Source organism: Streptomyces sp. NPDC006463 (assembly GCF_042870715.1).
Lineage (GTDB): Bacteria > Actinomycetota > Actinomycetes > Streptomycetales > Streptomycetaceae > Streptomyces.
The window spans coordinates 429,721-453,132 of sequence record NZ_JBIAHP010000002.1 but is presented as its reverse complement, the minus strand read 5'-3'; the positions used below and the strand labels follow the sequence as shown (position 1 = coordinate 453,132).

General features: G+C 72.4%; 26 protein-coding genes. 15 read left to right on the top strand and 11 right to left on the bottom strand.

The window, feature by feature from the left end; genetic code table 11:
- Nucleotides 1–42 precede the first annotated feature (42 nt).
- Together ACFYOB_RS05880 and ACFYOB_RS05875 are read right to left on the bottom strand one after the other, a co-directional pair.
- Nucleotides 43–837, bottom strand: coding sequence for a tyrosine-protein phosphatase (locus tag ACFYOB_RS05880; protein ID WP_388555008.1), 795 nt, complete (start codon nt 835–837; stop codon nt 43–45).
- A 35-nt stretch (nt 838–872) separates the two neighbouring features.
- The gene (locus tag ACFYOB_RS05875; protein WP_388555006.1) at nt 873–1,460 is read right to left on the bottom strand and encodes a rhomboid-like protein; all 588 of its coding nucleotides are present in this window, start codon (nt 1,458–1,460) and stop codon (nt 873–875) included.
- Between the two features lie 65 nt (nt 1,461–1,525).
- Here ACFYOB_RS05875 and ACFYOB_RS05870 point away from each other — a divergent pair, with 65 nt between their 5' ends.
- Both ACFYOB_RS05870 and ACFYOB_RS05865 read left to right on the top strand, forming a co-directional pair.
- Nucleotides 1,526–2,233 (top strand): hypothetical protein, encoded by a 708-nt coding sequence (locus ACFYOB_RS05870; protein ID WP_388555005.1) that lies wholly within the window; start codon nt 1,526–1,528, stop codon nt 2,231–2,233.
- A 60-nt stretch (nt 2,234–2,293) separates the two neighbouring features.
- Nucleotides 2,294–3,781: a PepSY-associated TM helix domain-containing protein gene (locus tag ACFYOB_RS05865; RefSeq protein WP_388555004.1), complete on the top strand. Its 1,488-nt coding sequence runs from the start codon at nt 2,294–2,296 to the stop codon at nt 3,779–3,781.
- A gap of 71 nt (nt 3,782–3,852) precedes the next feature.
- On the opposite strand, the gene ACFYOB_RS05860 is transcribed toward ACFYOB_RS05865, so the two are convergent.
- The gene (locus ACFYOB_RS05860) at nt 3,853–4,452 is read right to left on the bottom strand and encodes a winged helix-turn-helix domain-containing protein (RefSeq protein ID WP_388555002.1); all 600 of its coding nucleotides are present in this window, start codon (nt 4,450–4,452) and stop codon (nt 3,853–3,855) included.
- Nucleotides 4,453–4,915: 463 nt separating this feature from the next.
- Nucleotides 4,916–5,935, bottom strand: coding sequence for a glutamine synthetase (gene glnII, locus ACFYOB_RS05855; protein WP_388555000.1), 1,020 nt, complete (start codon nt 5,933–5,935; stop codon nt 4,916–4,918).
- 305 nt (nt 5,936–6,240) lie between these two features.
- On the opposite strand from glnII, the gene ACFYOB_RS05850 reads away from it, so the two are divergent.
- A complete protein-coding gene (locus tag ACFYOB_RS05850; RefSeq protein ID WP_388555598.1) occupies nt 6,241–7,125 on the top strand; it encodes a Gfo/Idh/MocA family protein in 885 nt (294 codons plus the stop codon).
- Here ACFYOB_RS05850 and ACFYOB_RS05845 read toward each other — a convergent pair.
- A complete protein-coding gene (locus ACFYOB_RS05845; protein ID WP_388554997.1) occupies nt 7,118–7,651 on the bottom strand; it encodes a hypothetical protein in 534 nt (177 codons plus the stop codon). The genes ACFYOB_RS05850 and ACFYOB_RS05845 overlap by 8 nt on opposite strands.
- 85 nt (nt 7,652–7,736) lie before the next feature.
- Nucleotides 7,737–8,198: a MarR family transcriptional regulator gene (locus ACFYOB_RS05840; RefSeq protein ID WP_388554995.1), complete on the bottom strand. Its 462-nt coding sequence runs from the start codon at nt 8,196–8,198 to the stop codon at nt 7,737–7,739.
- A gap of 65 nt (nt 8,199–8,263) precedes the next feature.
- On the opposite strand from ACFYOB_RS05840, the gene ACFYOB_RS05835 reads away from it, so the two are divergent.
- On the top strand, nt 8,264–9,151 hold the full coding sequence (locus ACFYOB_RS05835) for an alpha/beta fold hydrolase (protein WP_388554992.1): 888 nt from the start codon (nt 8,264–8,266) through the stop codon (nt 9,149–9,151).
- Between the two features lie 54 nt (nt 9,152–9,205).
- Nucleotides 9,206–10,021: a class I SAM-dependent methyltransferase gene (locus ACFYOB_RS05830; RefSeq protein ID WP_388554989.1), complete on the top strand. Its 816-nt coding sequence runs from the start codon at nt 9,206–9,208 to the stop codon at nt 10,019–10,021.
- Here the strand turns inward: ACFYOB_RS05830 and ACFYOB_RS05825 are convergent.
- On the bottom strand, nt 10,018–10,389 hold the full coding sequence (locus tag ACFYOB_RS05825) for an ArsC/Spx/MgsR family protein (RefSeq protein ID WP_388554986.1): 372 nt from the start codon (nt 10,387–10,389) through the stop codon (nt 10,018–10,020). The two genes, ACFYOB_RS05830 and ACFYOB_RS05825, sit on opposite strands and share 4 nt — an antisense overlap.
- A gap of 106 nt (nt 10,390–10,495) precedes the next feature.
- Here ACFYOB_RS05825 and ACFYOB_RS05820 point away from each other — a divergent pair, with 106 nt between their 5' ends.
- Nucleotides 10,496–10,750, top strand: coding sequence for a hypothetical protein (locus ACFYOB_RS05820; RefSeq protein WP_388554983.1), 255 nt, complete (start codon nt 10,496–10,498; stop codon nt 10,748–10,750).
- Nucleotides 10,751–10,808: 58 nt separating this feature from the next.
- Here the strand turns inward: ACFYOB_RS05820 and ACFYOB_RS05815 are convergent, their stop codons facing one another.
- Together ACFYOB_RS05815 and ACFYOB_RS05810 are read right to left on the bottom strand one after the other, a co-directional pair.
- Entirely contained in the window at nt 10,809–11,732 is a 924-nt protein-coding gene (locus ACFYOB_RS05815; protein ID WP_388554981.1) for a thermonuclease family protein, read from the bottom strand.
- Between the two features lie 37 nt (nt 11,733–11,769).
- A complete protein-coding gene (locus ACFYOB_RS05810; protein WP_388554979.1) occupies nt 11,770–12,870 on the bottom strand; it encodes a PP2C family protein-serine/threonine phosphatase in 1,101 nt (366 codons plus the stop codon).
- Nucleotides 12,871–12,957: 87 nt separating this feature from the next.
- Between ACFYOB_RS05810 and ACFYOB_RS05805 the strand changes: the two genes are divergently transcribed.
- The 3 genes from ACFYOB_RS05805 (at nt 12,958) to ACFYOB_RS05795 (ending at nt 16,061) form a co-directional block, all read left to right on the top strand.
- Entirely contained in the window at nt 12,958–13,704 is a 747-nt protein-coding gene (locus ACFYOB_RS05805; RefSeq protein WP_388554977.1) for a VIT family protein, read from the top strand.
- A gap of 57 nt (nt 13,705–13,761) precedes the next feature.
- Nucleotides 13,762–14,649: a TIGR01777 family oxidoreductase gene (locus ACFYOB_RS05800; protein ID WP_388554975.1), complete on the top strand. Its 888-nt coding sequence runs from the start codon at nt 13,762–13,764 to the stop codon at nt 14,647–14,649.
- Between the two features lie 164 nt (nt 14,650–14,813).
- Nucleotides 14,814–16,061, top strand: coding sequence for an FAD-dependent oxidoreductase (locus ACFYOB_RS05795; RefSeq protein WP_388554972.1), 1,248 nt, complete (start codon nt 14,814–14,816; stop codon nt 16,059–16,061).
- A gap of 65 nt (nt 16,062–16,126) precedes the next feature.
- On the opposite strand, the gene ACFYOB_RS05790 is transcribed toward ACFYOB_RS05795, so the two are convergent.
- Nucleotides 16,127–17,566, bottom strand: a complete 1,440-nt coding sequence (locus tag ACFYOB_RS05790; protein WP_388554969.1) for a regulator — start codon at nt 17,564–17,566, stop codon at nt 16,127–16,129.
- A 173-nt stretch (nt 17,567–17,739) separates the two neighbouring features.
- Here ACFYOB_RS05790 and ACFYOB_RS05785 point away from each other — a divergent pair, with 173 nt between their 5' ends.
- The 5 genes from ACFYOB_RS05785 to ACFYOB_RS05765 all read left to right on the top strand — a co-directional run bounded on the left by ACFYOB_RS05785 (nt 17,740) and on the right by ACFYOB_RS05765 (nt 21,136).
- A complete protein-coding gene (locus ACFYOB_RS05785; RefSeq protein WP_388554966.1) occupies nt 17,740–18,093 on the top strand; it encodes a hypothetical protein in 354 nt (117 codons plus the stop codon).
- A gap of 43 nt (nt 18,094–18,136) precedes the next feature.
- Complete coding sequence (gene lipB / locus ACFYOB_RS05780) at nt 18,137–18,934, top strand: lipoyl(octanoyl) transferase LipB (RefSeq protein WP_388554963.1); 798 nt, start codon at nt 18,137–18,139, stop codon at nt 18,932–18,934.
- Nucleotides 18,935–19,043: 109 nt separating this feature from the next.
- Complete coding sequence (lipA, locus tag ACFYOB_RS05775) at nt 19,044–19,997, top strand: lipoyl synthase (protein ID WP_388554960.1); 954 nt, start codon at nt 19,044–19,046, stop codon at nt 19,995–19,997.
- A gap of 232 nt (nt 19,998–20,229) precedes the next feature.
- The gene (locus tag ACFYOB_RS05770; protein ID WP_069923792.1) at nt 20,230–20,427 is read left to right on the top strand and encodes a hypothetical protein; all 198 of its coding nucleotides are present in this window, start codon (nt 20,230–20,232) and stop codon (nt 20,425–20,427) included.
- Nucleotides 20,428–20,437: 10 nt separating this feature from the next.
- Nucleotides 20,438–21,136: a DUF4191 domain-containing protein gene (locus ACFYOB_RS05765; RefSeq protein WP_376682145.1), complete on the top strand. Its 699-nt coding sequence runs from the start codon at nt 20,438–20,440 to the stop codon at nt 21,134–21,136.
- 111 nt (nt 21,137–21,247) lie between these two features.
- Here the strand turns inward: ACFYOB_RS05765 and ACFYOB_RS05760 are convergent, their stop codons facing one another.
- Nucleotides 21,248–21,715, bottom strand: coding sequence for an RDD family protein (locus tag ACFYOB_RS05760; protein ID WP_388554957.1), 468 nt, complete (start codon nt 21,713–21,715; stop codon nt 21,248–21,250).
- 185 nt (nt 21,716–21,900) lie between these two features.
- On the opposite strand from ACFYOB_RS05760, the gene glnA reads away from it, so the two are divergent.
- Entirely contained in the window at nt 21,901–23,310 is a 1,410-nt protein-coding gene (gene glnA, locus ACFYOB_RS05755; protein WP_319725644.1) for a type I glutamate--ammonia ligase, read from the top strand.
- Nucleotides 23,311–23,412: the final 102 nt, after the last annotated feature.

The following is a 23,412-nucleotide window of genomic DNA, read 5'->3' as shown; positions in this document are numbered from 1 at the left end:
GCCGCGGGGAGCCGCCCGGGGGCCGAAGGCGGGACCCGCGGCTCAGACCACCAGCCGGGCGCGCAGCGACTCGACCGTCTCGTCGGAGACGCCGAGTCCCTCGCGCACGTACTTCTCCATGGAGCCGTAGAGCGTCTCGACCTCGTCCAGTGCCGCCTGCAGGTAGGCGGGGAAGACGCCGATCAGCGCGAGCGCGATGTCCGGGTCGCCGCCGGCGGCCGTGAAGCCCTCGATCATCGGGGCGAAGGCCTGCTTGACCGCCGGGTTCACCGACAGGTATTCGGCCATCAGGGTCTCTTCGTCGGCTCCGAGCAGCGACAGGATGACCGTCGCGCCCCAGCCGGTGCGGTCCTTGCCGGCCGTGCAGTGGAAGAGCAGCGGGCCCGCCTCGGGGTCGGCGGCCTCGGTGAGCAGCATCCGGTACGCGGCGTGCGCGGAGCCGGAGCGCACGAAGGACCGGTAGACGTCGCCGAACAGGGCCTGCGCCTTGCCGTCGCCCAAGTGCTCCTCGGCGACGACGGGATCGGACAGCAGGTCCTTGAGCTGGGCCGCGGCGGGCACCCGGCCCGAGTTCATCTTGTCCGCCAGGACATCGCCGATCAGGAGCCGGGCGCCGGCCGGCACCCGGTCGGGGTGGGCGGCGCGCTCGGCCTCGGTGCGGAAGTCGATGACGGTACGCAGGCCCAGCGCGGCCACCGCCGGGTCGGCGTCCAGGTCGAGCCGGTCGAGCTGGCCGGAGCGCAGGACCAGGCCGGTGCGGACGGTGCGGCCGCCGGAGAGCGGGGTGCCGCCGATGTCGCGGAGGTTGGCGACGGTGGTGGCGGGGGTGGCGGTCATCGTGGATGCTCCAGCAATTCGTACGGTGCGGCGATTCATGTAATTTTGTGATGTTTCGGGCTGGAAAGACAATCGACGGCCAGCGAGACCCCGATCCCGATTCCGAGCGCCGCCAGGTGTCCGGCGTCCGTGAAGGTCCGGCCGCGTTTGAGCACGGGCACGGCGGCGAGCGCCAGCAGCCCCGCCCGCGCGGCCGTGCGGACCGCCCCGCGCGGCAGGGCCGAGGTCAGCGCGCCGAGTACCGCGTTGAACCCGTAGCTGGTCCCCACGTCCAGGGCGCGCCGGGTCGCCCGATCGGACGTCCTGCGCAGGGCGCCGTACACGAGGAGGGTCGCGGCGGCGTGCCCGAACAGGAACACCGCGGCCGTCCACCAGGCGCCGTACGCGTACTCGGCGTATCCGAGGACCGCGACCAGTAGCAGCGCGTACGGCAGGGGCAGGGGCTCCTCGACGACCAGCGCGCTGGTCAGCAGGGTCTCCCAGCGCCCGGCGGCAAGATTGTCGACGTTCGTCGAGCATTCCAGGAGCAGCCGCTCCCGCTCGGTGGCCCCCATCCGCTCCAGGGCGTACGCACCGAGCTGGACCCCGCCGGCGTACACCGCTCCGAGTGGAATCGCATTCACACGCCCATGATCGGATACGGCCCTCCGGCGGAAACCACCGGGCCCCGTGGGAACATGATCCGGCCATGTCCCAGCACCCTGCGCCGATGCGCGCCACGCGGGCCGCGATGTTCGCGGCGGTGTGCACCGCATTGGGTGCGGTGGGGCATTCATCCATGTCCGGCACCGGTATTCCCTTTACAGACCTTCTGGGTGCATTCGGGGTGACGGGCGGACTGGCCTGGCTCGCCGCCGGCCGGCGCCGGGGGCCGGTGGGGATCGCCGCGGCGGTACTCACCGTGCAGGGGGCGCTGCACCTCGTCTTCTCCGGGAGCCGGGCGGCGGCGCCCGCGCCCGGGGCGATGCCCGGCGACGGCTCCATGCGCGGCATGGACATGGGCGCGATGGACATGGGCGCGATGGCCGCCGGGACGTCGGGCGGTATGGCGGACATGGCAGCCGGGCACGGCGGGGCAGGGATGATCGCCGCGCACGTGCTCGCCGGACTGTTCTGCGCCGCCTGGCTGGCCCGGGGCGAGGCCGCCGTCTTCCGGCTGGCCCGCACCCTGGGGGCCGCCGCGCTGCACGCGGCCCGGCCGCTGTCCCGCGCGCTCGCCCTGCTCCGGGCGGGGGTGGCGGTCCCGGCTGCCCCGCCCGCCTTCCGCCCTCGCCGTCCGTACGAACGCCCCCGCCGCCTGCGCGGGGCCGTGCACGCCCATGCCGTGGTGCGCCGCGGGCCGCCCGCGGGCCGGACCTTCCGCACCACGGCCCCCGGCCGTCCCGCCTGCGCCTGAGTGGCGAACGGCGAGACCTGGGGCCGCCTCCCCATGTCTTCGCCAACACTTAGGACCACCATGTCCCTTGACGAGGTCAAGGACGTCCGGACCCCGGACGCCGACACCACCGACACCACCGACACCACCGACACCACCGAGCCGACCGGGATAACCAAGCGCCGCGGCGGCGGCTGGGCCGCCCTGCGGCCGCTGCTCCTGCGCATGCACTTCTACGCGGGCCTGCTCATCGCCCCGCTGCTGTTCCTCGCCGCCGCCACCGGGCTGCTGTACGCCGGCTCCTGGCAGGCCGAGAAGATCATCTATTCCGACGAGCTGACGGTCGCCCGGGTCGGAGAGAGCGCGCTGCCGCTCAGCGCCCAGGTCGCGGCGGCCAAGGGTGCCGCGCCCCAGGGCGACATCGTCTCCGTGTGGCCCGCGCCCGAGGCCGACGCCACCACCCGCGTGATCATGGAGAGCAAGGGGCTCCCGGAGGGCGAGACCCTCACCGTGTTCGTCGACCCGTATACGGCCGAGGTGCGCGGGCAGCTCACCACCTCCGGCGACGCGCTGCCGCTGCGGGCCTGGCTGAGCGAGTTCCACTCCAACCTCCAGCTCGGCGACTTCGGACGGAACTACAGCGAACTCGCCGCGAGCTGGCTGTGGGTGGTCGCCCTCGGCGGCCTCGCCCTGTGGATCGGCCGCCGCCGCAAGCGCAAGGCGGAGCTCGTCGTCCCCGCCCGCGGGGCCGAAGGCCGCCGCCGGACCCTGTCCTGGCACGGCGTGGTCGGCCTCTGGTCCGTCGCCGGGCTCGTAGTGCTCTCCGCCACCGGTCTGACCTGGTCGAAGTACGCGGGCGAGAACATCGGGCAGCTCCAGGACAGCCTCGGCGGGGCCACCCCCACCGTCTCCGCGAAACTGAAGCCGGGCCCGGAATCCGCCGGGGGTGACGAGCACGCGGGGCACAACATGGGCCCCGGCGAGGAGATGCCGCCGCCCGCCCCGACCGCCGACATCGGCATCGACCGCGCCGTCGAGGCCGCCCGGGCCGCCGGCGTCACCGAGTACCTCCAGGTGACGCTCCCGGCCAAGGGCAAGGGTTACGTGGTCAAGGAGAAGGACAAGCAGGTGCCGGTGCACCTGGACAGCGTCGCGATCGACCCCGCCGACGGCCGGGTCATGGACGAACTGCCCTTCGCCGACTACCCGCTGCTCGCCAAGATGACCCGCTTCGGCATCGACCTGCACATGGGCCTGACCTTCGGGCTCGTCAACCAGCTGGCCCTGGCCGCGCTCGCCGTCGCACTGATGCTCCTGATCTTCTGGGGCTACCGGATGTGGTGGCTGCGGCGGCCGACGAAGGACCGCACGTTCTCCGCAGGCCGTGCCCAGCCGCGCGGCGCCTGGCGCAGGCTGCCCGTGTCGGTGCTGCTGCCGCTGGCCGCGGTGACGGCGGTGGTCGGCTGGTTCGTCCCGATGCTCGGGATCAGCCTCGTGGCGTTCCTCGCGGTCGACGTGCTGCTGGGCTTCGTGGCCCGGCGCCGCGTGAAGGCCGCGAACCCGGCCTAGGAAGACCCGTGAAGCCGACGGGCCCGCACTCCCCCGGGAGTGCGGGCCCGCCGTGTGCGGTCGGCGGCCCGTCAGGGCGCGTACTTGTAGCCCACCCGGCGCACCGTCTGGATCGCGCCGCGGTGGGCCGCGCCCAGCTTGCGGCGCAGACGGGCGATGTGGACGTCCACGGTCCGGCCGTCGCCGACGTGGCCGTAGCCCCAGACCGTGGTGACCAGCTGGTCCCGGCTGTGCACCCGGTGCGGGTGCTTCACCAGGTGGGCCAGGAGCTCGAACTCCAGGTAGGTCAGGTCGAGTACCCGTCCGTCGACCTCGGCGGTGCGCTGCGCCGCGTCGATGCGGACCAGGGCGTCGCCCGTCGCGGCCGCGGCCGCGGGCTCGGAGGCGTACGGCGCGGCCGGGGCGGCGACGGCCTGGGGGACGAAGGCGACGGGCGGCTGCTGGTCGGCCGGTACCAGGACCAGGTAGCCGACCATCGGCGGCTGTCCGGGCACCGTCGGGAGCGTGTGCTGGGGGGCGGGCAGCCAGGTGGCGCCGGGCGGGAGGAGATCCACCACTCGGGACACCTCGTCCCGGTCCACGGAACGCAGCCGGTGGCGCGGACTGGGCGGATAGGTCAGGGAAGCGGTCGCAGCGGAGGCGGCGGAAGTGATGGATCGGGTGTTCGCCATGAGTGGTCAGCTCTTTCACGCGGAGTGGTCGGCAGGGAGACGTACCTACGTCATCGATGTCGTACCGCGCAGACCGAAGGCCTGAGGGAAGGTCGGTTGGGAGATCCCGGAGGCTTTAGAGGGCCGGCGCGTTCTTCGCGCGGCAACACACCCGGTCGAAATCGTGGTCCTGACGGGACGGCCAGAACGGCTCGAGGTCGCTGCGACCTGACGAGGTGTGCGAGTGGCTGGCCATGGGCCCATTCAAGCAGACGGACGCGTCCCGGGGCAGACTCCGTCTCAGGTCGTGGATCGAAATCTCATATTCCGGCCGCGAAGGCCGCGCGTCCCCCGGCAAGCCAGGACAAAACGGCAACTGCCCGCCGTGGCACGCGCCAACGGGCAACGCCCGCCGGGCCTGGGAGGCACGGCGGGCGTTGTCGGCTGTTCGGGTCGAGCGGGGTGGAGGGGGCGCTGCCGGTCCTCAGACCAGGCCGTCCTTCTCCAGGCCGGCGCAGCAGGTGTCCGTGATGAGGCGGGTCACCACGTACGGGTCCACGTTCGCGTTCGGGCGGCGGTCCTCGATGTAGCCCTTGCCGTCCTTCTCCACCTGCCACGGGATGCGCACCGACGCGCCGCGGTCCGAGACGCCGTAGCTGAACTCGTTCCACGGGGCGGTCTCGTGCAGACCCGTCAGACGCTCGTCGATGCCGGCGCCGTAGTTCTTCACGTGGTCCAGCGGCTTGCTGCCCTCGCCCAGCGCCTCGCACGCGGAGATGATCGCGCGGTAGTCCTCGCGCATCGCCTTCGTGGAGAAGTTGGTGTGCGCACCCGCGCCGTTCCAGTCGCCCTTCACCGGCTTCGGGTTCAGCGTCGCGGAGACGTTGAAGTCCTCGGCGGTGCGGTAGAGCAGCCAGCGCGCGATCCACAGCTGGTCGGAGACCTCCAGCGGGCCGACGGGGCCGACCTGGAACTCCCACTGGCCGGGCATGACCTCGGCGTTGATGCCGGAGATGCTCAGGCCCGCCGCGAGGCAGTGGTCCAGGTGCTTCTCGACGATGTCACGGCCGAAGATCTCGTCCGAGCCGACGCCGCAGTAGTAGCCGCCCTGCGCGGCCGGGAAGCCGTTGACGGGGAAGCCGAGCGGACGCGTGCCGTCGAAGAAGGTGTACTCCTGCTCGATGCCGAAGATCGGCTCCTGAGCGGCGAACTTCTCGGCGACCGGACGCAGCAGCGCGCGGGTGTTCGACTCGTGCGGGGTCATGTCGATGTTCAGGACCTCGCACAGGACGAGGAGGTTGTCCCCGCCGCGGATCGGGTCCGGGCAGGAGAAGACCGGCTGCAGGACGCGGTCGGAGGCGTGGCCCTCGGCCTGGTTCGTGCTCGATCCGTCGAAGCCCCAGATCGGCAGCGCGTCGCCGTCGGCCAGGATCTTCGTCTTGGAGCGAAGCTTCGCCGTCGGCTCGGTGCCGTCGATCCAGATGTACTCAGCCTTGTAGCTCACGGGCCCCATCCTCAGACTCTGCGGGTGCTGCTGGTCGCTGCTTCATCGCTGCGGTGATGACCGCAGCGTGCCCGCCCGCGATTTCCCTCCCGTTGCCCATGTGTGAACCCCGTGTTACCGACGTTTGCACCGCAGGTCGGGTGGGTTGTGCGGGCGGGGCGCGGGTCGGCGGCGGAACACCCGTCCGAGTGGGGCAGACTTGTCAGGTGAGCATTTTGTCTGATGTGACCCCTTCCGGAAACCCCGCCCGAGACCGCGCGGCAGACCCCGCCGAGAACCCCGTCGACCAGGCCCCCGCAGGCCCGCTGCCCCGGATCGGACTGCTGGGCACCGGTCCATGGGCCCACCGAACCCATGCCCCCGCGCTCGCCGCGCACACCGGTTCGGAGTTCGCCGGAGTGTGGGGCCGCCGGCCCGAAGCCGCGGCCGAACTGGCCGACACCTACGGCGTGAAGGTGTACGAAGACCCCGACGCGCTGTTCGCCGACTGTGACGCCGTGGCCTTCGCCCTGCCGCCGGACGTCCAGGCCCCGCTCGCCGTGCGCGCCGCCGCCGCCGGCTGCCACCTGCTGCTCGACAAGCCCGTCGCGACGACGGCCCGGGAGGCCCGGGCGGTCGCCGACGCCGCCGCGCGGCACGGGGTCGCCTCCGTCGTCTTCCTCACCCTCCGCTTCGCAGAGCCCACCGCGGGCTGGGTCGCGCAGCAGGCCGCCCGCCCGGGCTGGTTCACCGCGTCCGCCCACTGGCTCGGCGCCGTCTTCCCGCCCGACGGCGCGCCCAGCGCGTACGCCGCCTCGCCCTGGCGCAAGGCCAAGGGCGGGCTGTGGGACGTCGGCCCGCACGCGCTGTCCGTACTGATCCCGATCCTCGGCGAGGTCACCGCCGTCAGCGCCACCCGCGGACCCTCCGACGTGGTCCAGCTGGCGCTGCGCCACGCCTCCGGCGCGGCCAGCACCGCCGTGCTCAGCCTGGGCGCGCCGCGCGCGGCCGCCGGGGTGGGGCTGGAGCTGCGCGGAACCGAGGGCGTACACGCGCTGCCCGGCTGGAGTGACGTCCCCGGCGCCTACGGGCGCGCCCTCGACGCGCTGCTCACCGCGGCCCGGACGGGCGTGCCGGACAGTTGCGGAGCGGAGTTCGGGGCCCGGCTCACGGAGATCCTGGCCCAGGCGCAGGCGCAGCTCCCTACTTGATCACGGCGTTGGCGACGATGACGGCCAGGCCGATGGTGGCGTCGGCCAGGCCGATGAGCAGCGCGGAGGTGAGCCGGTAGCCGACCCGGCTCGCCACGAACACGCCCCAGCCGAACAGCAGGGCGGTGTTCAGGCCGAGGCCGAGGGCGGTCATACCGTAGGAGTTCCATTTCGTGAGCCCCGCGAGGACCAGCAGCAGCACGGTCGGAAGAGTGGCCGCGACGATCGGCCACTCGTGCCACAGCGCGCGGGCCAGTACCCGCCACCGGTGGCCGACGGAGCCCTGCTGGTGGGTGCTCATGTGGTGCGAGTAGCCGTGCGCGAGCCCGGCCGTGGCCGCCGTGACGAGCACCCAGCTGGCGTCGTAGTACGGGGTGAAGTCCCCGCCCTTCTGGTCCAGCGCGGCCAGCAGCCCGCTGGCCAGCACCGTCCCGTACACCCCGCCGAACATCCAGTCGGCCCCCCGGCGCGGCAGAGGGAACGGCTGCCCGCCCGGGCTCGCCTGCGGCGGCTGCTGCTCGTTCACGCCGGGTCCTTTGGTGCGGTACGTACCTATTTGCTCCGGCCACCCTACGAGGTCACGGGTGAGGGCGGGGTGAGTGGCCGGGGAGTCACGCGGGCGGCTCCGGCGTGAAGACGGTGTGGGCGGCCGTCAGGAAACGGCGGACGGTGTCCCGTTCGCCGGGGCCGAAGGAGTCCAGCACCTGGAGCAGCCCGTCGATGAACGGGCCGAAGAACTCCCGGCCCAGGCGGATCGCCTCCGGTTCCACGCGCAGCAGGATCCGGCGGCGGTCGCGGTCGTCGCGGACCCGGGCCACGTGGCCCAGCCGCTCCAGCCGGTCGATCACGGCCGTGGTGCCTGCCGAGTTGAGGCCGAGCCGGCCGCCGAGGAGGCCCGCCGTGGCCGGCTCGTCCGCGCGGGCCGCGTCCAGCAGGCAGATCAGGGCCCGTACGTCGGTGGGGTGCATGCCGTTGCGGGCGGCGAACTCCGCCTGGCGCAGGCCGAATTCGACGGTCACCGTCCGCAGCAGGTGCACCAGGTGCAGATTGTCGGGTTCCCGGTTGTCGTCCACGGCGCCTCCGGCCTAAAGTATCTCGCTGAGCGAGATTATCGCCCAGCGAGGCATTGGAGCCAGCCATGTCCCGGACGTCTTCCTCCCGCACCGCTCGCGTCCCCACCGCCTCCTTCCGCGCCGCCTACGACGAGGTGCTCGGCCGGTGGCCCGGGCCGGTTGAGGCCGCCCTGCTGCCCACCCCGTACGGGACCACCCGCGTCAACAGCTGCGGTCCGGCCGACGCCCCGCCGCTGGTCCTGCTGCCGGGCGGCGGGGCCACCTCCACGGTGTGGGGAGCCTGCGCGGCGGCCGGACTCGCGCGCACCCACCGGGTGCACGCCGTGGACCTGGTCGGGGACCCCGGGCTCAGCGTGCCGGCGCCGGAGCGGGCGGTACGGGCCGCCGGGGACCTCGTCGGCTGGCTCGACGCGGTCCTCGACGGGCTCGGTGGCCGGGGCGGCCGGGGTCCCGTCACCCTCGGCGGACACTCGTACGGGGCCTGGATCGCCGCCCATTACGCGGCCGCCGACGCCGGGCGGCCCTCCTCCGCACGGCTCGACCGCCTCGTCCTGCTCGACCCGACCCAGGTCTTCGCCGGGCTCCGCCCCGGCTACGTGCTGCGCGCGCTGCCCGTGCTCGTACGGCCCACCCCGCAGCGGATCCGCTCCTTCCTCGCCTGGGAGACCGGCGGGGCCCGGCTCGACCCGGCCTGGCTCCGGCTCCAGGACGAGACGGCCGGCTTTCCCGCCGTCCGGCCGGTGACCGGGCCGCGCCCGGACCTGGGCGGGCTCCGGGAGCTGCCGGTCCGCATCCTGTTCGCGGGCCGCGCCCGCTGCCACGACGCCGCCCGCGCGGCCCGGACGGCGCGCGACGCGCTGCCGGGCGCGCGCGTCGACGTACTGCCGGGGATCTCGCACCACGCTCTGCCGCTGACCGCCGCCCCGCAGATCGTCCGCCTGCTCGACGCCTAGGAGTGCCCAGCGCGCCGCCACCGTGACGACCGTAACGGCCCGTATTTTCCTGACATGTCCTCCAGTTCAGCCATCGCTGCCCCTCCCGTCACGAGCCAGCCGCGTCTGCTGTACGACGCCTGTCCGCTCTGCTCCGCCGCCGAGATCTCCACGCTGAGGACCGGCGACTGCTCGGGCCATCCGCTCTACAAGCCGGTGGTCGGGCCGGCCATCGTCTGGATGCGCTGCGCCGCCTGCGGGCACGTCTTCACCGACGGCTACTTCACGGACGAGGTCTCGGCGGAGATCTTCTCCTCGACCAACCCGAACCAGCAGCCGGGCGCGGGGTTCGAGCAGAACCGCTTCATCTCGGCGCGCATCGTGGAGCGCGTCGCGCGCTACGTCGCGGACGGCTGCTGGCTCGACGTCGGCTTCGGCAACGGATCGCTGCTGTTCACGGCGCAGGAGTGGGGCTTCGAGCCCCAAGGCCTCGATCTGCGGCCTTCGACCGCCGAGGGACTGCGCCGGCTCGGCATCGAGGCGCACTGCGCCGACCTCACGACGCTCGACGCGCCCGGCCGTTACTCCGTGATCAGCCTGGCCGACGTGCTGGAGCACATGCCGTATCCCGGCGAGGGCCTGGTCGCCGCGCACCGCCTGCTGCGGGAGGACGGCGTGATCTTCGCGTCGATGCCCAACTACGACTGCGCGGTGTGGCGGCTGCTGGACGCGGCCGAGGCCAACCCCTACTGGGGGGAGCTGGAACACTTCCACAACTTCAGCCGCCCGCGCCTCTACGAGCTGTTGGCCGAGCACGGTTTCGAGCCCCTGCACTACGCGGTCAGCGAGCGCTACCGCGCGTGCATGGAGGTCATCGCCCGCCGTCTCTAGGCCGTGCGGGACATCGCCTCGCGGACGGCCTCCTCGGAGCGGGCGACCACGGCCGTGCCGTCCTCGGCGGTGATGATCGGGCGCTGGATCAGCTTCGGGTGCGCGGCCAGGTGGGCGATCCAGCGGCCGCGGGCCGCGTCGGTCTCCTCCCGCGGCAGGTCCCGTACCCCCGTCTCCTTGGCCAGCGGGTCCGAGGTGCGCGTGATGTCCCACGGCTCCAGCCCGAGGCGGCCGAGCACCTCGCGGATCTCGTCCTCGGAGGGCACGTCCTCCAGGTAGCGGCGCACCGTGTAGTCGGCGCCCTCCGCGTCCAGCAGGGTCAGCGCGCTGCGGCACTTGGAACAGGCGGGGTTGATCCAGATCTCCATGGTGCCCAGCCTATCCAGGGCCTGCCCGGCCAGGGCTTTTGTCAGTGGTCGCCGGTAAAATCGAGGGAGAACGACAGGAAGCCAACTACCGTTTGGGAGGCTGTAGATGGCCACTGCCACCACCATCCAGCACGTCAAGAAGAAGCCGCTGCCGGCGGGGCTGCCCCGCGAGTGGTACGAGAGCCACAACCGCCGGCTGAAGGCGATGCGGCTGGCGATATCCCTGCTCGACTCGGGGACCTACGACGCCCGGCGCGCCACCAACCGGAAGATCCGGACGATGGCCGTCCGGACGGGGATCCACCGGCCGTCCAATGTCACCTGCAAGATGGTGCGCGCGTTCATCATCAGCGCCGGCTGACCTCGCCGAGCCGGGCGGCGCCGACCCGCCGGGGCCACGGGCCCCGGCGGGCTCCCGCCTACTTCTCCTTGAAGACGATCTCCCTGGCCGGGCGGGTCATCCTCACGGTGTTGTCGTCGGTGACCTCGACGATGTGGTGCAGACCGCGCAGGAGTTTCCCGGAGTCGGGGAGGAGGCGGTACTCGTCGTCCGCGGCCCCTGCCAGAAAGGCGCGGAAGCAGTCCAGCGATGTGTCGGGAGCCTTGAAGTCCAGGTAATCCTTCAGGCGGCGGAACAGCTTCGGCAGGATCACCGCGCCGGTGTCGTCGTCCGTGAGCGAGCTCATTCCGTAGACCGTCACCCCGGTGAGGGTCTTGTCGGCCTTCCACACGCCCTTCGACGACGCCCTCGCCTTCTCCGAGGCCTCGGTGAGGAGTTCGCGCAGGTAATCGGGCAGGCCCGAGTAGAAGGTCGGGTAGGCCAGGCCGAGCATGAGCAGGCGGTGGTTGGCGGTCCTCTCCAGCAGGTCGTCGTCGACCCCGGTCCAGTAGCCGCTGTACACGGGCGGGGTGCCTTTGCCGACGAAGGCCACGCAGCGGCCGTAGTCGTCGGCACCCCGGGTGAGGATCCAGCCGTTCACGACGTCCGGGGTGGTGGCGACGGTCTCGTCCTCGTCGCGCAGGACGGTCTCGAACCCGAGGAACTTCAGCAGCTGGTCCGCGGCCTCGTGGGCGAGGCCCCGCGGCTGGTGCTCGATGTGCGGCTTCTTCTCGCCGTAGTGGGTCTCCAGGGCGTCGACCCCCTCGAGCCTGATGCTCACGCGGCCGTCGGCCTTGGGCACGATCTTCTCGCTCCCGGGCACGAGCTTCCAGTCGGCCACGTTGTCCGGGATGAACGGGAGGGTGTCGCCGTCCGGTTTGGCGCCCCCCTCCACCTTGAACTTTCCTCTGATCAGCAGCATGGCCATGGCGGCTCCCATCCCGGCGTCACTGTGGGTGTTCACTGATTACGCACAGTACACATGCCGGTGCTCGTCGAGGTCATTCCGCGCCCGCCGGGCCGGGAAGTGTCAGCAACAGCAGGGCCACGTCGTCACGGGGGCCGCCGTCCGTGAAGGCCGCGAGGTCCTGCCACACCGCCCCGACCAGGCCCACGGGCTCCTTCGCCACCACGGGCAGCCGCGCGGACAGCGGATAGAAGTGCCCCGACACGTCCCGGGCCTCCGTCACCCCGTCGGTGTGCAGCAGGAACCGGTCGCCGGGCCGCACCGCCAGCTCGGCCACCGGCGGCAGGGTCAGACCCGCGAGCCCCAGGCCCAGCGGCGGTCCAGGCTCCACGGCCACCTCGTCGACCGCAGGCATCCGCCCGCGCAGCCGCAGCGCGGGCGGATGCCCGCACGAGACGAGCCGTACGAGGTCCAGCCCGGGCGGGAACTCCAGCAGCAGGGCCGTCGCGAACAGCTCGGGGGGCTCGTCGGAGGCGGCCGCCGAGTCCGCGGCCAGCCGCCGGTCCAGCCGGGCCGCGACCGCCGCCAGCCCCGCGTCGTCGAGCACCCCCTCGCGGAAGGCCCCGAGCAGTGCCGCCACCGTGGCGACCGCCGCCAGGCCGTGCCCCTGCACGTCGGCGACCAGCGCCCGCACCCCGTACGGTCCCGCCCGTACGTCGTACAGGTCGCCGCCGACCAGGGTGCCGTGCTGCGCCGCCCGGTAGAGGCCGGAGCAGCGCACCGGCCCCACCTGTTCCGGCAGCGGCGGGAGGACCGCCAGCTGAGCCGCCTCCGCCACCGTCCGTACGCTGACCAGCTGCGTGTCCCGGCGCCGCCGGACCCAGGCGATCACCACGCTCAGCAGCCCGATGACGGCCACCGTGGCCAGGTCCGTCCCCCGCGCGTGGCCGACGCCGAGGGAGGGCGCCCCCAGCAGTACGAGGACGAGCGCGGCGAAGATCGCGGTCCCGCCCGGCCCGTACGCGAAGGCGGCCACCGGTGGCAGACCGGCCAGGAAGAACCCGAGCTCGACATCGCCCGGGGTGAGCATCTGCGCGAGGACCAGCCCCACCAGGGCCGCCGCGGGCGCGATCTTGGCCCAGCGCGGCGGCGGCTCCCCGTGCAGCCTGCCCGGTTCCTCGCGTCCGCGTCTCACACCTCCACCCTGGTACGGGGCGCGGGCCCGCGCACCCGGACCGGCGGCCGGGTGGCCCTGCCGGGCCCAGGCCGCGACAGTGGTGGCGTGACGGAAGACGATTACCCGACACGGGCGCACATCGAGGCCCACGGCGGCGGTGGCGGCGGCTCGCAGAGCGCGGAGATCAGCACACGGCTGAACTGGCTGCGGGCGGGGGTGCTCGGCGCCAACGACGGGATCATCTCCACCGCCGGCCTGGTGGTCGGCATGGCCGGAGCCACCACCTCACGCGCGGCGATCCTGACGGCGGGCGTCGCCGGACTGCTGTCGGGCTCGCTGTCCATGGCAGCGGGGGAGTACGTCTCCGTCAGCTCGCAGCGGGACTCCGAACGGGCCGCGCTGGAAATGGAACGGCGGGAGCTGGCCGAGGAGCCGGAGGCGGAGCTCGACGAACTCACCGACCTGCTGACCGCCCGCGGGCTCAGCCGGCCGCTGGCCCGGGAGGCCGCCGAACAGCTGACGGAACGGGACGCGCTGCGGGCCCATGCCCGGGTGGAGCTCGGCATCAACCCCGACGAGCTGGCCAACCCGTGGCACGCGGCCTTCGCCAGCCTCGTCGCGTTCACGGTGGGCGCGCTGCTGCCGCTGCTGGCGATCCTGCTTCCGGGGCCGTCGGCCCGGGTTCCGGTGACGGCGGCGGCCGTCCTGGCCGCGCTCACCCTGTGCGGTGTGATCAGTGCCCGCCTGGGCGGCGCCCCCACGCTCCGCGCGGTCCTGCGCAACGTCGCCGGGGGCGCCCTGGCCATGTCCGTCACCTACGCGGTCGGCACCTGGCTCGGCACGGCGACCTGACCCCGACCGCGGCCGGGCTCCGTGTCGGGGACGGCGCGGATCCGCCAGGATGGGGGCATGCGCATCGCAGTCACCGGTTCGACCGGGCTCATCGGCAGCGCCCTCGTGCGGTCCCTCCGGGAAGACGGGCACGAGGTGGTCCGGTTCGTGCGACGGGAGCCCGCGTCCGCGGACGAGGCGCGGTGGGATCCCGTCGGCGGCCACGTCGACCCCGGGGGGCTGGCCGGCTGCGGGGCCGTCGTGCATCTGGCCGGGGCCGGGGTCGGGGAGCACCGGTGGACCTCCGCGTACAAGAAGGAGATCCGCGACAGCCGGGTACTGGGCACCGCCACGATCGCGAAGGCCCTCGCCGCCCTCGACGAGCCGCCCGCCGTGTTCGTCAGCGGTTCGGCCGTCGGCTATTACGGGGACACCGGCGACCGCACCGTCGACGAGGACGCCCCCGCCGGGCATGGCTTCCTGTCCTCGGTCTGCGTGGAGTGGGAGGCGGCCGCGGAACCCGCCCGCGCCGCCGGGATCCGGACCGCCTTCGCCCGTACCGGTCTCGTCGTCGCCCGCGAGGGCGGAGCGTGGGGCCGGCTGTTCCCGGTTTTCCGCGCCGGCATCGGCGGCCGGCTCGGCAACGGGCGCCAGTACTGGTCGTTCATCTCCCTCTGGGACGAGATCGCGGCCCTGCGCCACATCATCGACACCCCCTCCATCGAAGGCCCCGTCAACCTCACAGCCCCCGAGCCGCTGACCAACCGCCAGGTCACGGCCGCCATGGCCCGGGTGCTGCACCGGCCCGCGCTGCTGCCCGTACCGGCTGTGGCCCTGCGCGTCGTGCTCGGGGAGTTCGCCGAGGACGTGACCGGCAGTCAGCGGGCCGTGCCCGCCCGGCTGCTGGAGTCCGGCTTCGTCTTCCGCGACCCCGGCATCGAGCAGGCCATCCGCGCCGCCATGTAGGGGCGTGCGACCGCCGTACGACCGCCGTGCGACCGTTCGTGACCCGGATGCGACCGCCGTGCGACCGGATCCGACCGTAATACCCGGTCGAACTCGGGTTCCCCTGGAGTCCGTTGGGGGAAGGAGGATTCCCACACAGCCGCGCCGACCTCGGGGAGGGGCACGTGCTCAATGCGGACGTCGTCATCGTAGGAGCCGGAGTCTCAGGACTCGCGGCCGCGCACCACCTGATCGCAGCGGGGGTCACGGTCACCGTCTTGGAGACCGCGGGCGACCCCGGCGGCCGGATGGCCACGGTTTCGGCCGACGGGTTCCGGCTGGACCGGATCGGCCAGTTGCTCAACACTTCGTACACGGAGCTCGAACGCACCCCCGGCCTCCAGAACCTCACCTTGAGGTCCTTCGCGCCCGGGGTCCTGGTCCACACCGACGGCAAACAGCTCCGGGCCGGGGCCCTCACCCCCGCCCGCGCCCTGGCCAGCGGCTCCCTCGACCAGGCGCGCCTCAGCGCCGCCCTCGGGCGGCTGGCCGCCCTGCCCGAGGAACGCCTGCTCGCCCGGCCCGAACGCACCGCCCTCGCCGCCCTGCGCACCCGCGGCCTGCCGCCGCGCACCGTGACCGGCGTGCTCCGGCCGCTGCTCTCCACCCTGCTCCGCGACCCGGAACTCACCACCTCCAGCCGCGTCGCCGACCTCGCCCTGCGCGGCTTCGCCCGCGGCCGTCTCGCCGTGCCCGAGGGAGGGGCGGCGGCCCTGCCCGACCTGCTCGCCGGCGCCCTGCCGCCCGGCACCGTCCGCACCGGGGTCCGGGTCCGGTCGGTGGCGACCAACCTGGTCACCACCGAGGAGCACGGCGACTTCGGCTGCCGCTCCGTGGTCCTCGCCACCGGGGCCCGGGCCGCCGCCGAACTCCTGCCCGGCCTTCGGGTGCCCGGCTTCCACGAGGTCACCGTCCTGCACCACGCCACCGCCGCGCCCCTGCCCTGGGACGGGTCGCTGCTGCTGGACGGCGACCCCAAGTGGCCCGTCTCCCACACCACCGTGATGAGCGCGGTCGACCCGACGCGGGCCCCGGCCGGCCGGAGCCTGGTCACCACCACCGTGCTCGGCCCGCCGCCGCCCACGCGTACGGTCGCCTCGCGCCTCGCCCGGCTCTACGACACCCATACCCGGGACTGGGAGCTGCTGGCCGTCCACCACACCCCGGAGGCCGTCCCCGCCATGCCCCCGCCGTACGACGTGCGCCGCCCGGTGCGCGTCCTGGCCGGGCTGTACGTGTGCGGGGACCACCGCGACACGAACACCGTCCAGGGCGCCCTCCACTCGGCCCGCCGCGCCACCACCGCCGTCCTGCGCGACTTCGGCATCCCGCTCCCGGCCGCGCCGGTGCCCGTACTCCCGGTGGCGGCCTGAGGCGGCCACACCCCTCCTGGCGCGATGAGGGGCCCGGCATCCCACGGGGGAGCCGGGCCCCGGGTTCACGACAAGGCCGCGACCCGGTCGCGGTAGCTCCGCACGGCCGAGGCGTCCCGGTACGGCTCCAGCCGGCGCTCGAAGTCCCGTACGTACTCCACCGCGCGCACCGACCGCATCTCCATCGCCTGCTGCGCCGCCTCGGCGCCCAGCGCGCACGCCTGGTCCAGCTCGCCCAGCCCCAGCCGCGCCGTGGCCAGCACCACCCGGCAGAACAGCCGGGACCGCGCGAACCCCGGGGCCCGCAACTGCAGCGAGCGCTCCGCGTGCTGCGCCGAGGCCCGGTACTGCTGCAGGTCGCGGTGGCAGTGCCCGAACTCGTCTGCCAGCTGCGCCTCGTCGAAGTACCGCGCCCAGTGCGGCACGTCGTCCCCCGGCCGGGCCGCGCCGAGCGCCCGCTCGGCGCGTACCAGCGAGGCCGTCGACGCCCGTACCTCGCCGAGCACCGCGTGCCCGCGCGCCTCCGCCGAGTGCAGCAGCGCCTGCACCACCGGCGGCGGGCCGGAGCCGACGCCCTGCTGGGCGACGCGGGCCAGCTGCACCGCCTCCCGGCCGTGGCCCAGGTAGACCGCCTGCCGGCTCATGGTGACCAGCACGTACGAGCCGTACGGCCGGTCCCCGGCCGCCTGCGCCAGGCGCAGCGCCTGCACGAAGTACCGCTGGGCGAGCCCGTGCGCGGCGATGTCGTACGAGGTCCAGCCCGCGAGCCGGGTCAGATCGGCCGCGGCCGAGAACAGCCGCCGCCCGGTGGTCTCCCCGTAGGTCCCGCGGAGCATCGGCTCGGCCTCGTGCTCCAGGTAGCGCACGAGCGCCTGCCGGGCGTGCCCGCCGCCGTAGGCGTGGTCCAGGGTGCGGAACAGCTCGCTCACCGAGCGCAGGGCCGCGATGTCCCCGCCCGTCACCCGCTGCCCGGGCGCGCGGTCGATCTGCCGCTGCCGGGGGACCGCGGGCCGCCCCTGCACCGGGACGCGGGCCACGGCAGGGTCCGCGCCCCGCCCCACCCGTTCGTCGGCCCGCCCGATCAGCCAGTCCCGGCTGGGCACGACGAGCCCGGCCGGGGTGAAGGCGATCTTCCGGAGCTCGGCGTGGGAGCCCGAGTCCTTGCGCCACAGCCCGCTCGCGATGTCGACGGCCTCCTCCGGGGTGGCCGCGAACTCCAGTCCCGCGTACACGGGGGCGCACGCGTCCAGGCCCAGGTCCTGTGCGGAGAGCCGTCGCCCGAGGCGTCTGGTGAAGACCTCGGCGATGAGCGCGGGGGTGGTTCCGCGCGGCTGCTGGCCGCGCAGCCACCGGGTCACGGAGGTCTTGTCGTAGCGCAGATCGAGACCGTGCTCCAGGCCGAGCTGGTCGACGCGGCGGGCGAGCCCGGCGTTGGAGAACCCGGCTTCCGCGATCAGTGTGGCGAGCTGCCTGTTGGGGACGCGCTGGGCAGGTCGTTCCGTCATCGGCTCCACGGTCTCCTGACGTGACGGACCGGAGTCCCGGCCCTGTGAACGGCGTGAATGTAGCGGCGAACTCCGCCCCGGCCGCCCTCTCTGCCCTACATTCATCCGATCGTGTGCAGAATGGATGAGGCCCTTTACGGACCGAGCCCCTCCGCCCGCATAGGCTGCGGCCCATGACCCGCCGGACCCACCGGGCGCGCCTCCCCGAGGAGCGTCCCGAATCCACCGCTCCGCTTCCCCCGCCCGAGTTGACGGAGGCGGAGTGCAGGCGTTGCGGCACGTACATCGCGGGTCTCGACGGCCGGTACGCGTGCGGGGTGTGCGGCTGGGTCAACGACCACTCCGAGGGGCACCGGCGGCTGCCGCGGGCCGATGAGGATCCGGACCGGCCGCCGAGGGGCAGGCGCCGTCCCAAGCAGCTGCCGTGGCCCCCGCCGGAACCCGCGCCCGAACCCCCGCAACCCCCGCACGAGCCCGCGCAGGAGCCCACGCCCGGGGCTCCGGAGCCGCCGCCGTACTCTTGCTGAGTGCGGTACGTGCACACAGCAGGTTCAACGAGGAGGCGCTGCGGTGGCTGAGCTTGGGTTTGTCCATCTGGGCTTCGGGCTGGAATCCGTCGAGTACACCCAGGCCTGGGAAGAGCAGCGCCGGGTGCACGCCGCCCGCTTCGCGGACGAGATCGAGGACACCTGCCTGCTGGTGGAGCACCTGCCCGTCTACACCGCCGGCCGGCGCACCGCCCCCAGCGAGCGCCCGCTCGACGGCACGCCCGTGGTCGACGTGGACCGCGGCGGCAAGATCACCTGGCACGGCCCCGGCCAGCTGGTCGGCTACCCGATCATGAAGCTGCCCCGCCCGGTGGACGTGGTCGCCCACGTCCGCCGCCTGGAGGACGCGTTGATCCGCACCGCCGCCGAGTTCGGCCTGGAGACCACCCGTGTCGAGGGCCGTTCCGGCGTCTGGGTCCTGGGCGACCCCGTCGAGGAGCGCCCCAAGCTCGGCGGCCTCTCGCTCGAATTCGACCCCCGTCTGCACGACGAGGAGTTCGACGCGCGGCTGAACGGCCCCGAGTACGCCCCGTCCAACGCCGGCCAGCGCCGCGAGGACCGCAAGCTCGCCGCCATCGGCATCCGGGTCGCCAAGGGCGTCACGATGCACGGCTTCGCGATCAACGTGAACCCGGACAACACCTGGTTCGACCGGATCGTCCCCTGTGGCATCCGGGACGCCGGTGTGACCTCGCTCTCGTACGAACTGGGCCGGGAGATCACCATCGCCGAGGTGGTGCCGGTCATCGAGCGCCACCTGAAGGACGTACTGGAGCACGCGGAGCTGCGGCCCCGGGAGATCGAGACGGCCGCCGGCTGACGGCCGGGGAATGGGTCCGGCGCCCCCCAGGTTGGCGGACGTAAGAGCGTACGAATTTACGGGCGTACCCTGGTGGGCGCCGAAGAATCGAAGTCACAGGGAGCCGGTCGTGTCCGCAGTCGCACCCGACGGACGCAAGATGCTGCGCCTGGAGGTCCGTAACAGCCAGACCCCCATCGAGCGCAAGCCCGAGTGGATCAAGACCCGGGCGAAGATGGGTCCCGAGTACACCAAGATGCAGGCCCTGGTGAAGGGCGAAGGACTGCACACGGTGTGCCAGGAAGCCGGTTGCCCGAACATCTACGAATGCTGGGAGGACCGCGAGGCCACCTTCCTCATCGGTGGCGACCAGTGCACCCGGCGCTGTGACTTCTGCCAGATCGACACGGGCAAGCCCGAGGCCCTCGACCGGGACGAGCCGCGCCGTGTCGGCGAGTCCGTGGTCACCATGGACCTGAACTACGCCACCATCACGGGCGTCGCGCGCGACGACCTGGCCGACGGCGGCGCCTGGCTGTACGCGGAGACCGTGCGCCAGATCCACCAGCAGACGGCGGGCCGCGAGGCCGGCCACACCAAGGTCGAGCTGCTGGCCCCCGACTTCAACGCGGTCCCGGAGCTGCTGGAGGAGGTCTTCGCCTCCCGCCCCGAGGTCTTCGCGCACAACGTCGAGACGGTGCCGCGGATCTTCAAGCGGATCCGCCCCGGCTTCCGCTACGAGCGCTCGCTCGACGTGATCCGGCAGGCCCGCGCCTACGGCCTCGTCACCAAGTCCAACCTGATCCTGGGCATGGGCGAGGAGCGCGAGGAGGTCTCGGAGGCCCTGAAGGAGCTGCACGAGGCCGGCTGCGAGCTCATCACCATCACCCAGTACCTGCGGCCCTCGCCGCGGCACCACCCCGTCGAGCGCTGGGTGAAGCCGGCCGAGTTCGTCGAGCTGGCGAAGGAGGCCGAGGAGATCGGCTTCTCCGGTGTGATGTCCGGTCCGCTGGTCCGGTCGTCGTACCGGGCGGGTCGTCTCTACGCGCAGGCGATGGAGAAGCGCAGCCGCACCGAGGTGTGAACCCGCGTGGCAACCGTGTGAACTCGCACACAAAACATTACTAGGCAGTAATACCGCACCGGCGCGGCCCCTAGGCTCTTTCGAGGAAGAGCCCGGCGGGCCGCGTCAGTCTTTGCAACGTGTCAATCACATTTGACCGACCGGTCACGCCCTGGTAACACCAAACAGTGACGCTGAATCCACGCACCGCAATCGCACTGCCGACGTGAGTTCCGTGAAAGGGATCGACATCATGCAGGCCGCGCCCGTACGCGCCATCGCCATCCCGACGCTCTCCGACGCCTTCCGGGGCATCGAGTCGCTGCTCATGAGCGGCGCCCGGCGCAACGCCTGGACGGCGGTGCTGGAGGACCGCCGCCGGGCCAAGGACCGGGTCGAAACCGAACACGTACTTGAGGCCGCGGCGACCCGGACCCCGCAGGCCACGTAAACTTCGCTGTATGGCGAGGAAGTCAAACGCAGAGACTGCTGCGAACCCCGGGCGACTGAAGCAGATCGCCCTGACCTACAAGATGACGCGCAAGGCCGACCCGAAGGTCGGTCTGATCGTCGCGGGCGTGGGAATCGTCACCTTCGGTGTCTTTCTTGCGATCGGCTTCCTGATCGACCACCCGGTCTACCTGGGCATTCTGGGCTTCCTGGTGGCGTTCCTCGCGATGGCGATCGTCTTCGGGCGACGGGCCGAGCGGGCTGCCTTCGGGCAGATGGAGGGGCAGCCGGGCGCGGCCGCTGCCGTACTGGACAACGTGGGCCGGGGCTGGACGACCACCCCGGCGGTCGCGATGACCCGGCAGCAGGACATCGTCCACCGGGCCGTCGGCAAGGCCGGCGTCGTGCTGATCGCCGAGGGCAACCCGAACCGCGTGAAGCCGCTGCTCGCGAACGAGAAGAAGAAGCTGGCCCGGATCATGCCGGACGTGCCGGTGCACACCTTCATCGTGGGTACGGGCGAGGGCGAGGTGCCGCTCAAGAAGGTGCGCACCACCCTGCTCAAGCTGCCGCGCGTGCTGGCCGGACCGCAGATCACCCAGGTCAACGACAAGCTGCGGGCCATGGGTGACCTCATGAGCAACATGCCGCTGCCGAAGGGCCCGATGCCCAAGGGCATGAGGATGCCGCGCGGCGGGAAGATGCGCTGACCCGCTGACCTGATTTTCGTATACGACAAAGGGGCGCCCCCCGAGCCGCTCGGCTCGGGGGGCGCCCCTTTGTCCGTGTCGTCGTGCCTGCCGCCCTGCCTGCCGCAGGCCTCAGATGCGTACCTGGACGGCGCGCGCGAGCCGGTCGTGCAGGCCGCGGCCGTCACGGTCCCAGATCAGCGCGGGGACGACCAGGGCCAGCAGCAGCGTGCGCACGATCACCCGGACGGCGCCGAGGCGGCCGCCGTCCTCCGAGATCACCCGGATCCCCACGATCCGCTTGCCGGGGGTGAAGCCCACGGTGCCGACCGTGAGGATGCTCAGGGCCAGGAAGAGCCACAGCGTCCAGCTGCGCGCGGCGACCATGTCGCCGCCCGTGATCAGCCCGTACGCAATCAGCAGGCAGCCGGTCCAGTCGAGGGCGACACCCGCGAGCCGGCGGCCGAACCGCGCCACCGACCCGGGCCCCTGCTGGGGCAGGCCGAGCCGTTGGCCCGGATGGCCGAAGTCGACGCCCATCTCCTCCGCGGCCGCGCGGGGGCCGGAGAGCCAGGATCCGAATGCTTGCCTGTTGTCCACCCGACCACGGTACCGGTGCTGCCTCACGGGCTTCGGACGGGACCCTGGTTAACGTGTGCGAAACAAATGGGTCATGCTTGAGAAATCCCGTCTGCTTATGGTCGGGTCAGCGTGCGGCACCGCACTGACGCACCACGAGCTATGCAACCCGTCCCTCCCCCGGGGCCGGGAGTAGGAGGAGTTGGATGTTCCAGAACGCCGACGAAGTGAAGCAGTACATCGAGGAGAACGACGTCAAGTTCGTCGACGTCCGCTTCTGCGACCTGCCTGGTGTGATGCAGCACTTCACCATCCCGGCGCGGGCGTTCGACCCGGCGGAGGAGCTCGCCTTCGACGGCTCCTCGATCCGCGGCTTCCAGGCCATTCACGAGTCCGACATGGCTCTGCGCGCCGACATCACCACGGCCCGCCTGGACCCGTTCCGCCGCGACAAGACGCTGAACATCAACTTCTTCATCCACGACCCGATCACGGGTGAGGCCTACAGCCGCGACCCGCGCAACATCGCGAAGAAGGCCGAGGCGTACCTCGCCTCCACCGGCATCGCCGACACCGCGTTCTTCGGCCCCGAGGCCGAGTTCTACGTGTTCGACAGCGTGCGCTTCGCGACCTCCGCGAACGAGGGCTTCTACCACATCGACTCCGAGGCCGGCGCCTGGAACACCGGCTCCGAGGAGAACAACCGTGGTTACAAGGTCCGCTACAAGGGTGGTTACTTCCCCGTAGCCCCGGTCGACCACTTCGCCGACCTGCGCGCCGAGATCTCCCTGGAGCTGGACGCCCAGGGCCTCCAGGTCGAGCGCCAGCACCACGAGGTCGGCACCGGTGGCCAGGCCGAGATCAACTACAAGTTCAACACGCTGCTCGCCGCGGCCGACGACCTGATGCTCTTCAAGTACATCGTGAAGAACGTCGCCTGGCGCAACGGCAAGACCGCGACCTTCATGCCGAAGCCGATCTTCGGTGACAACGGCTCGGGCATGCACGTGCACCAGTCGCTGTGGGCCAACGGCGACCCGCTGTTCTACGACGAGGCCGGCTACGCGGGCCTGTCGGACACCGCCCGCTACTACATCGGCGGCATCCTCAAGCACGCCCCGTCGCTGCTCGCCTTCACCAACCCGACGGTGAACTCGTACCACCGCCTGGTGCCGGGCTTCGAGGCGCCGGTCAACATGGTGTACTCGCAGCGCAACCGCTCCGCCGCCATGCGCATCCCGATCACGGGCTCGAACCCGAAGGCCAAGCGCGTCGAGTTCCGCGCCCCGGACCCGTCGTCCAACCCGTACCTCGCCTTCTCGGCGCTGCTGCTCGCGGGCCTCGACGGCATCAAGAACAAGATCGAGCCGATGGAGCCGATCGACAAGGACCTCTACGAGCTCTCGCCCGACGAGCACGCGAGCGTCCCGCAGGTCCCGACCAGCCTCGAGGACGTCCTCAAGGCGCTGGAGGCGGACCACGAGTACCTCCTGGCCGGCGGTGTCTTCACCCCCGACCTGATCGAGACCTGGATCGACTACAAGCGCACGCACGAGATCGCCCCGATCGCGCAGCGTCCGCACCCGCACGAGTTCGAGCTCTACTTCGACATCTAAAAACAGCTGGTGGGAGGCCCCCCGCCGCACTCCTCGGAGTGCGGCGGGGGGCCTTTCCGCTTTGACAGCGCGCCGAGCCCGAGTGAGGGTTGAAATGTCCTA

Bases quoted from the DNA above. Each gene is read 5' to 3' on its own strand.
- ACFYOB_RS05880 (WP_388555008.1), bottom strand. From the start codon at position 837: ATGACCGCCACCCCCGCCACCACCGTCGCCAACCTCCGCGACATCGGC.
- ACFYOB_RS05870 (WP_388555005.1), top strand. From the start codon at position 1,526: ATGTCCCAGCACCCTGCGCCGATGCGCGCCACGCGGGCCGCGATGTTC.
- ACFYOB_RS05865 (WP_388555004.1), top strand. From the start codon at position 2,294: ATGTCCCTTGACGAGGTCAAGGACGTCCGGACCCCGGACGCCGACACC.
- ACFYOB_RS05860 (WP_388555002.1), bottom strand. From the start codon at position 4,452: ATGGCGAACACCCGATCCATCACTTCCGCCGCCTCCGCTGCGACCGCT.
- ACFYOB_RS05835 (WP_388554992.1), top strand. From the start codon at position 8,264: ATGTCCCGGACGTCTTCCTCCCGCACCGCTCGCGTCCCCACCGCCTCC.
- ACFYOB_RS05830 (WP_388554989.1), top strand. From the start codon at position 9,206: ATGTCCTCCAGTTCAGCCATCGCTGCCCCTCCCGTCACGAGCCAGCCG.
- ACFYOB_RS05825 (WP_388554986.1), bottom strand. From the start codon at position 10,389: ATGGAGATCTGGATCAACCCCGCCTGTTCCAAGTGCCGCAGCGCGCTG.
- ACFYOB_RS05820 (WP_388554983.1), top strand. From the start codon at position 10,496: ATGGCCACTGCCACCACCATCCAGCACGTCAAGAAGAAGCCGCTGCCG.
- ACFYOB_RS05800 (WP_388554975.1), top strand. From the start codon at position 13,762: ATGCGCATCGCAGTCACCGGTTCGACCGGGCTCATCGGCAGCGCCCTC.
- ACFYOB_RS05790 (WP_388554969.1), bottom strand. From the start codon at position 17,566: ATGACGGAACGACCTGCCCAGCGCGTCCCCAACAGGCAGCTCGCCACA.
- ACFYOB_RS05785 (WP_388554966.1), top strand. From the start codon at position 17,740: ATGACCCGCCGGACCCACCGGGCGCGCCTCCCCGAGGAGCGTCCCGAA.
- ACFYOB_RS05770 (WP_069923792.1), top strand. From the start codon at position 20,230: ATGCAGGCCGCGCCCGTACGCGCCATCGCCATCCCGACGCTCTCCGAC.
- ACFYOB_RS05765 (WP_376682145.1), top strand. From the start codon at position 20,438: ATGGCGAGGAAGTCAAACGCAGAGACTGCTGCGAACCCCGGGCGACTG.
- glnA (WP_319725644.1), top strand. From the start codon at position 21,901: ATGTTCCAGAACGCCGACGAAGTGAAGCAGTACATCGAGGAGAACGAC.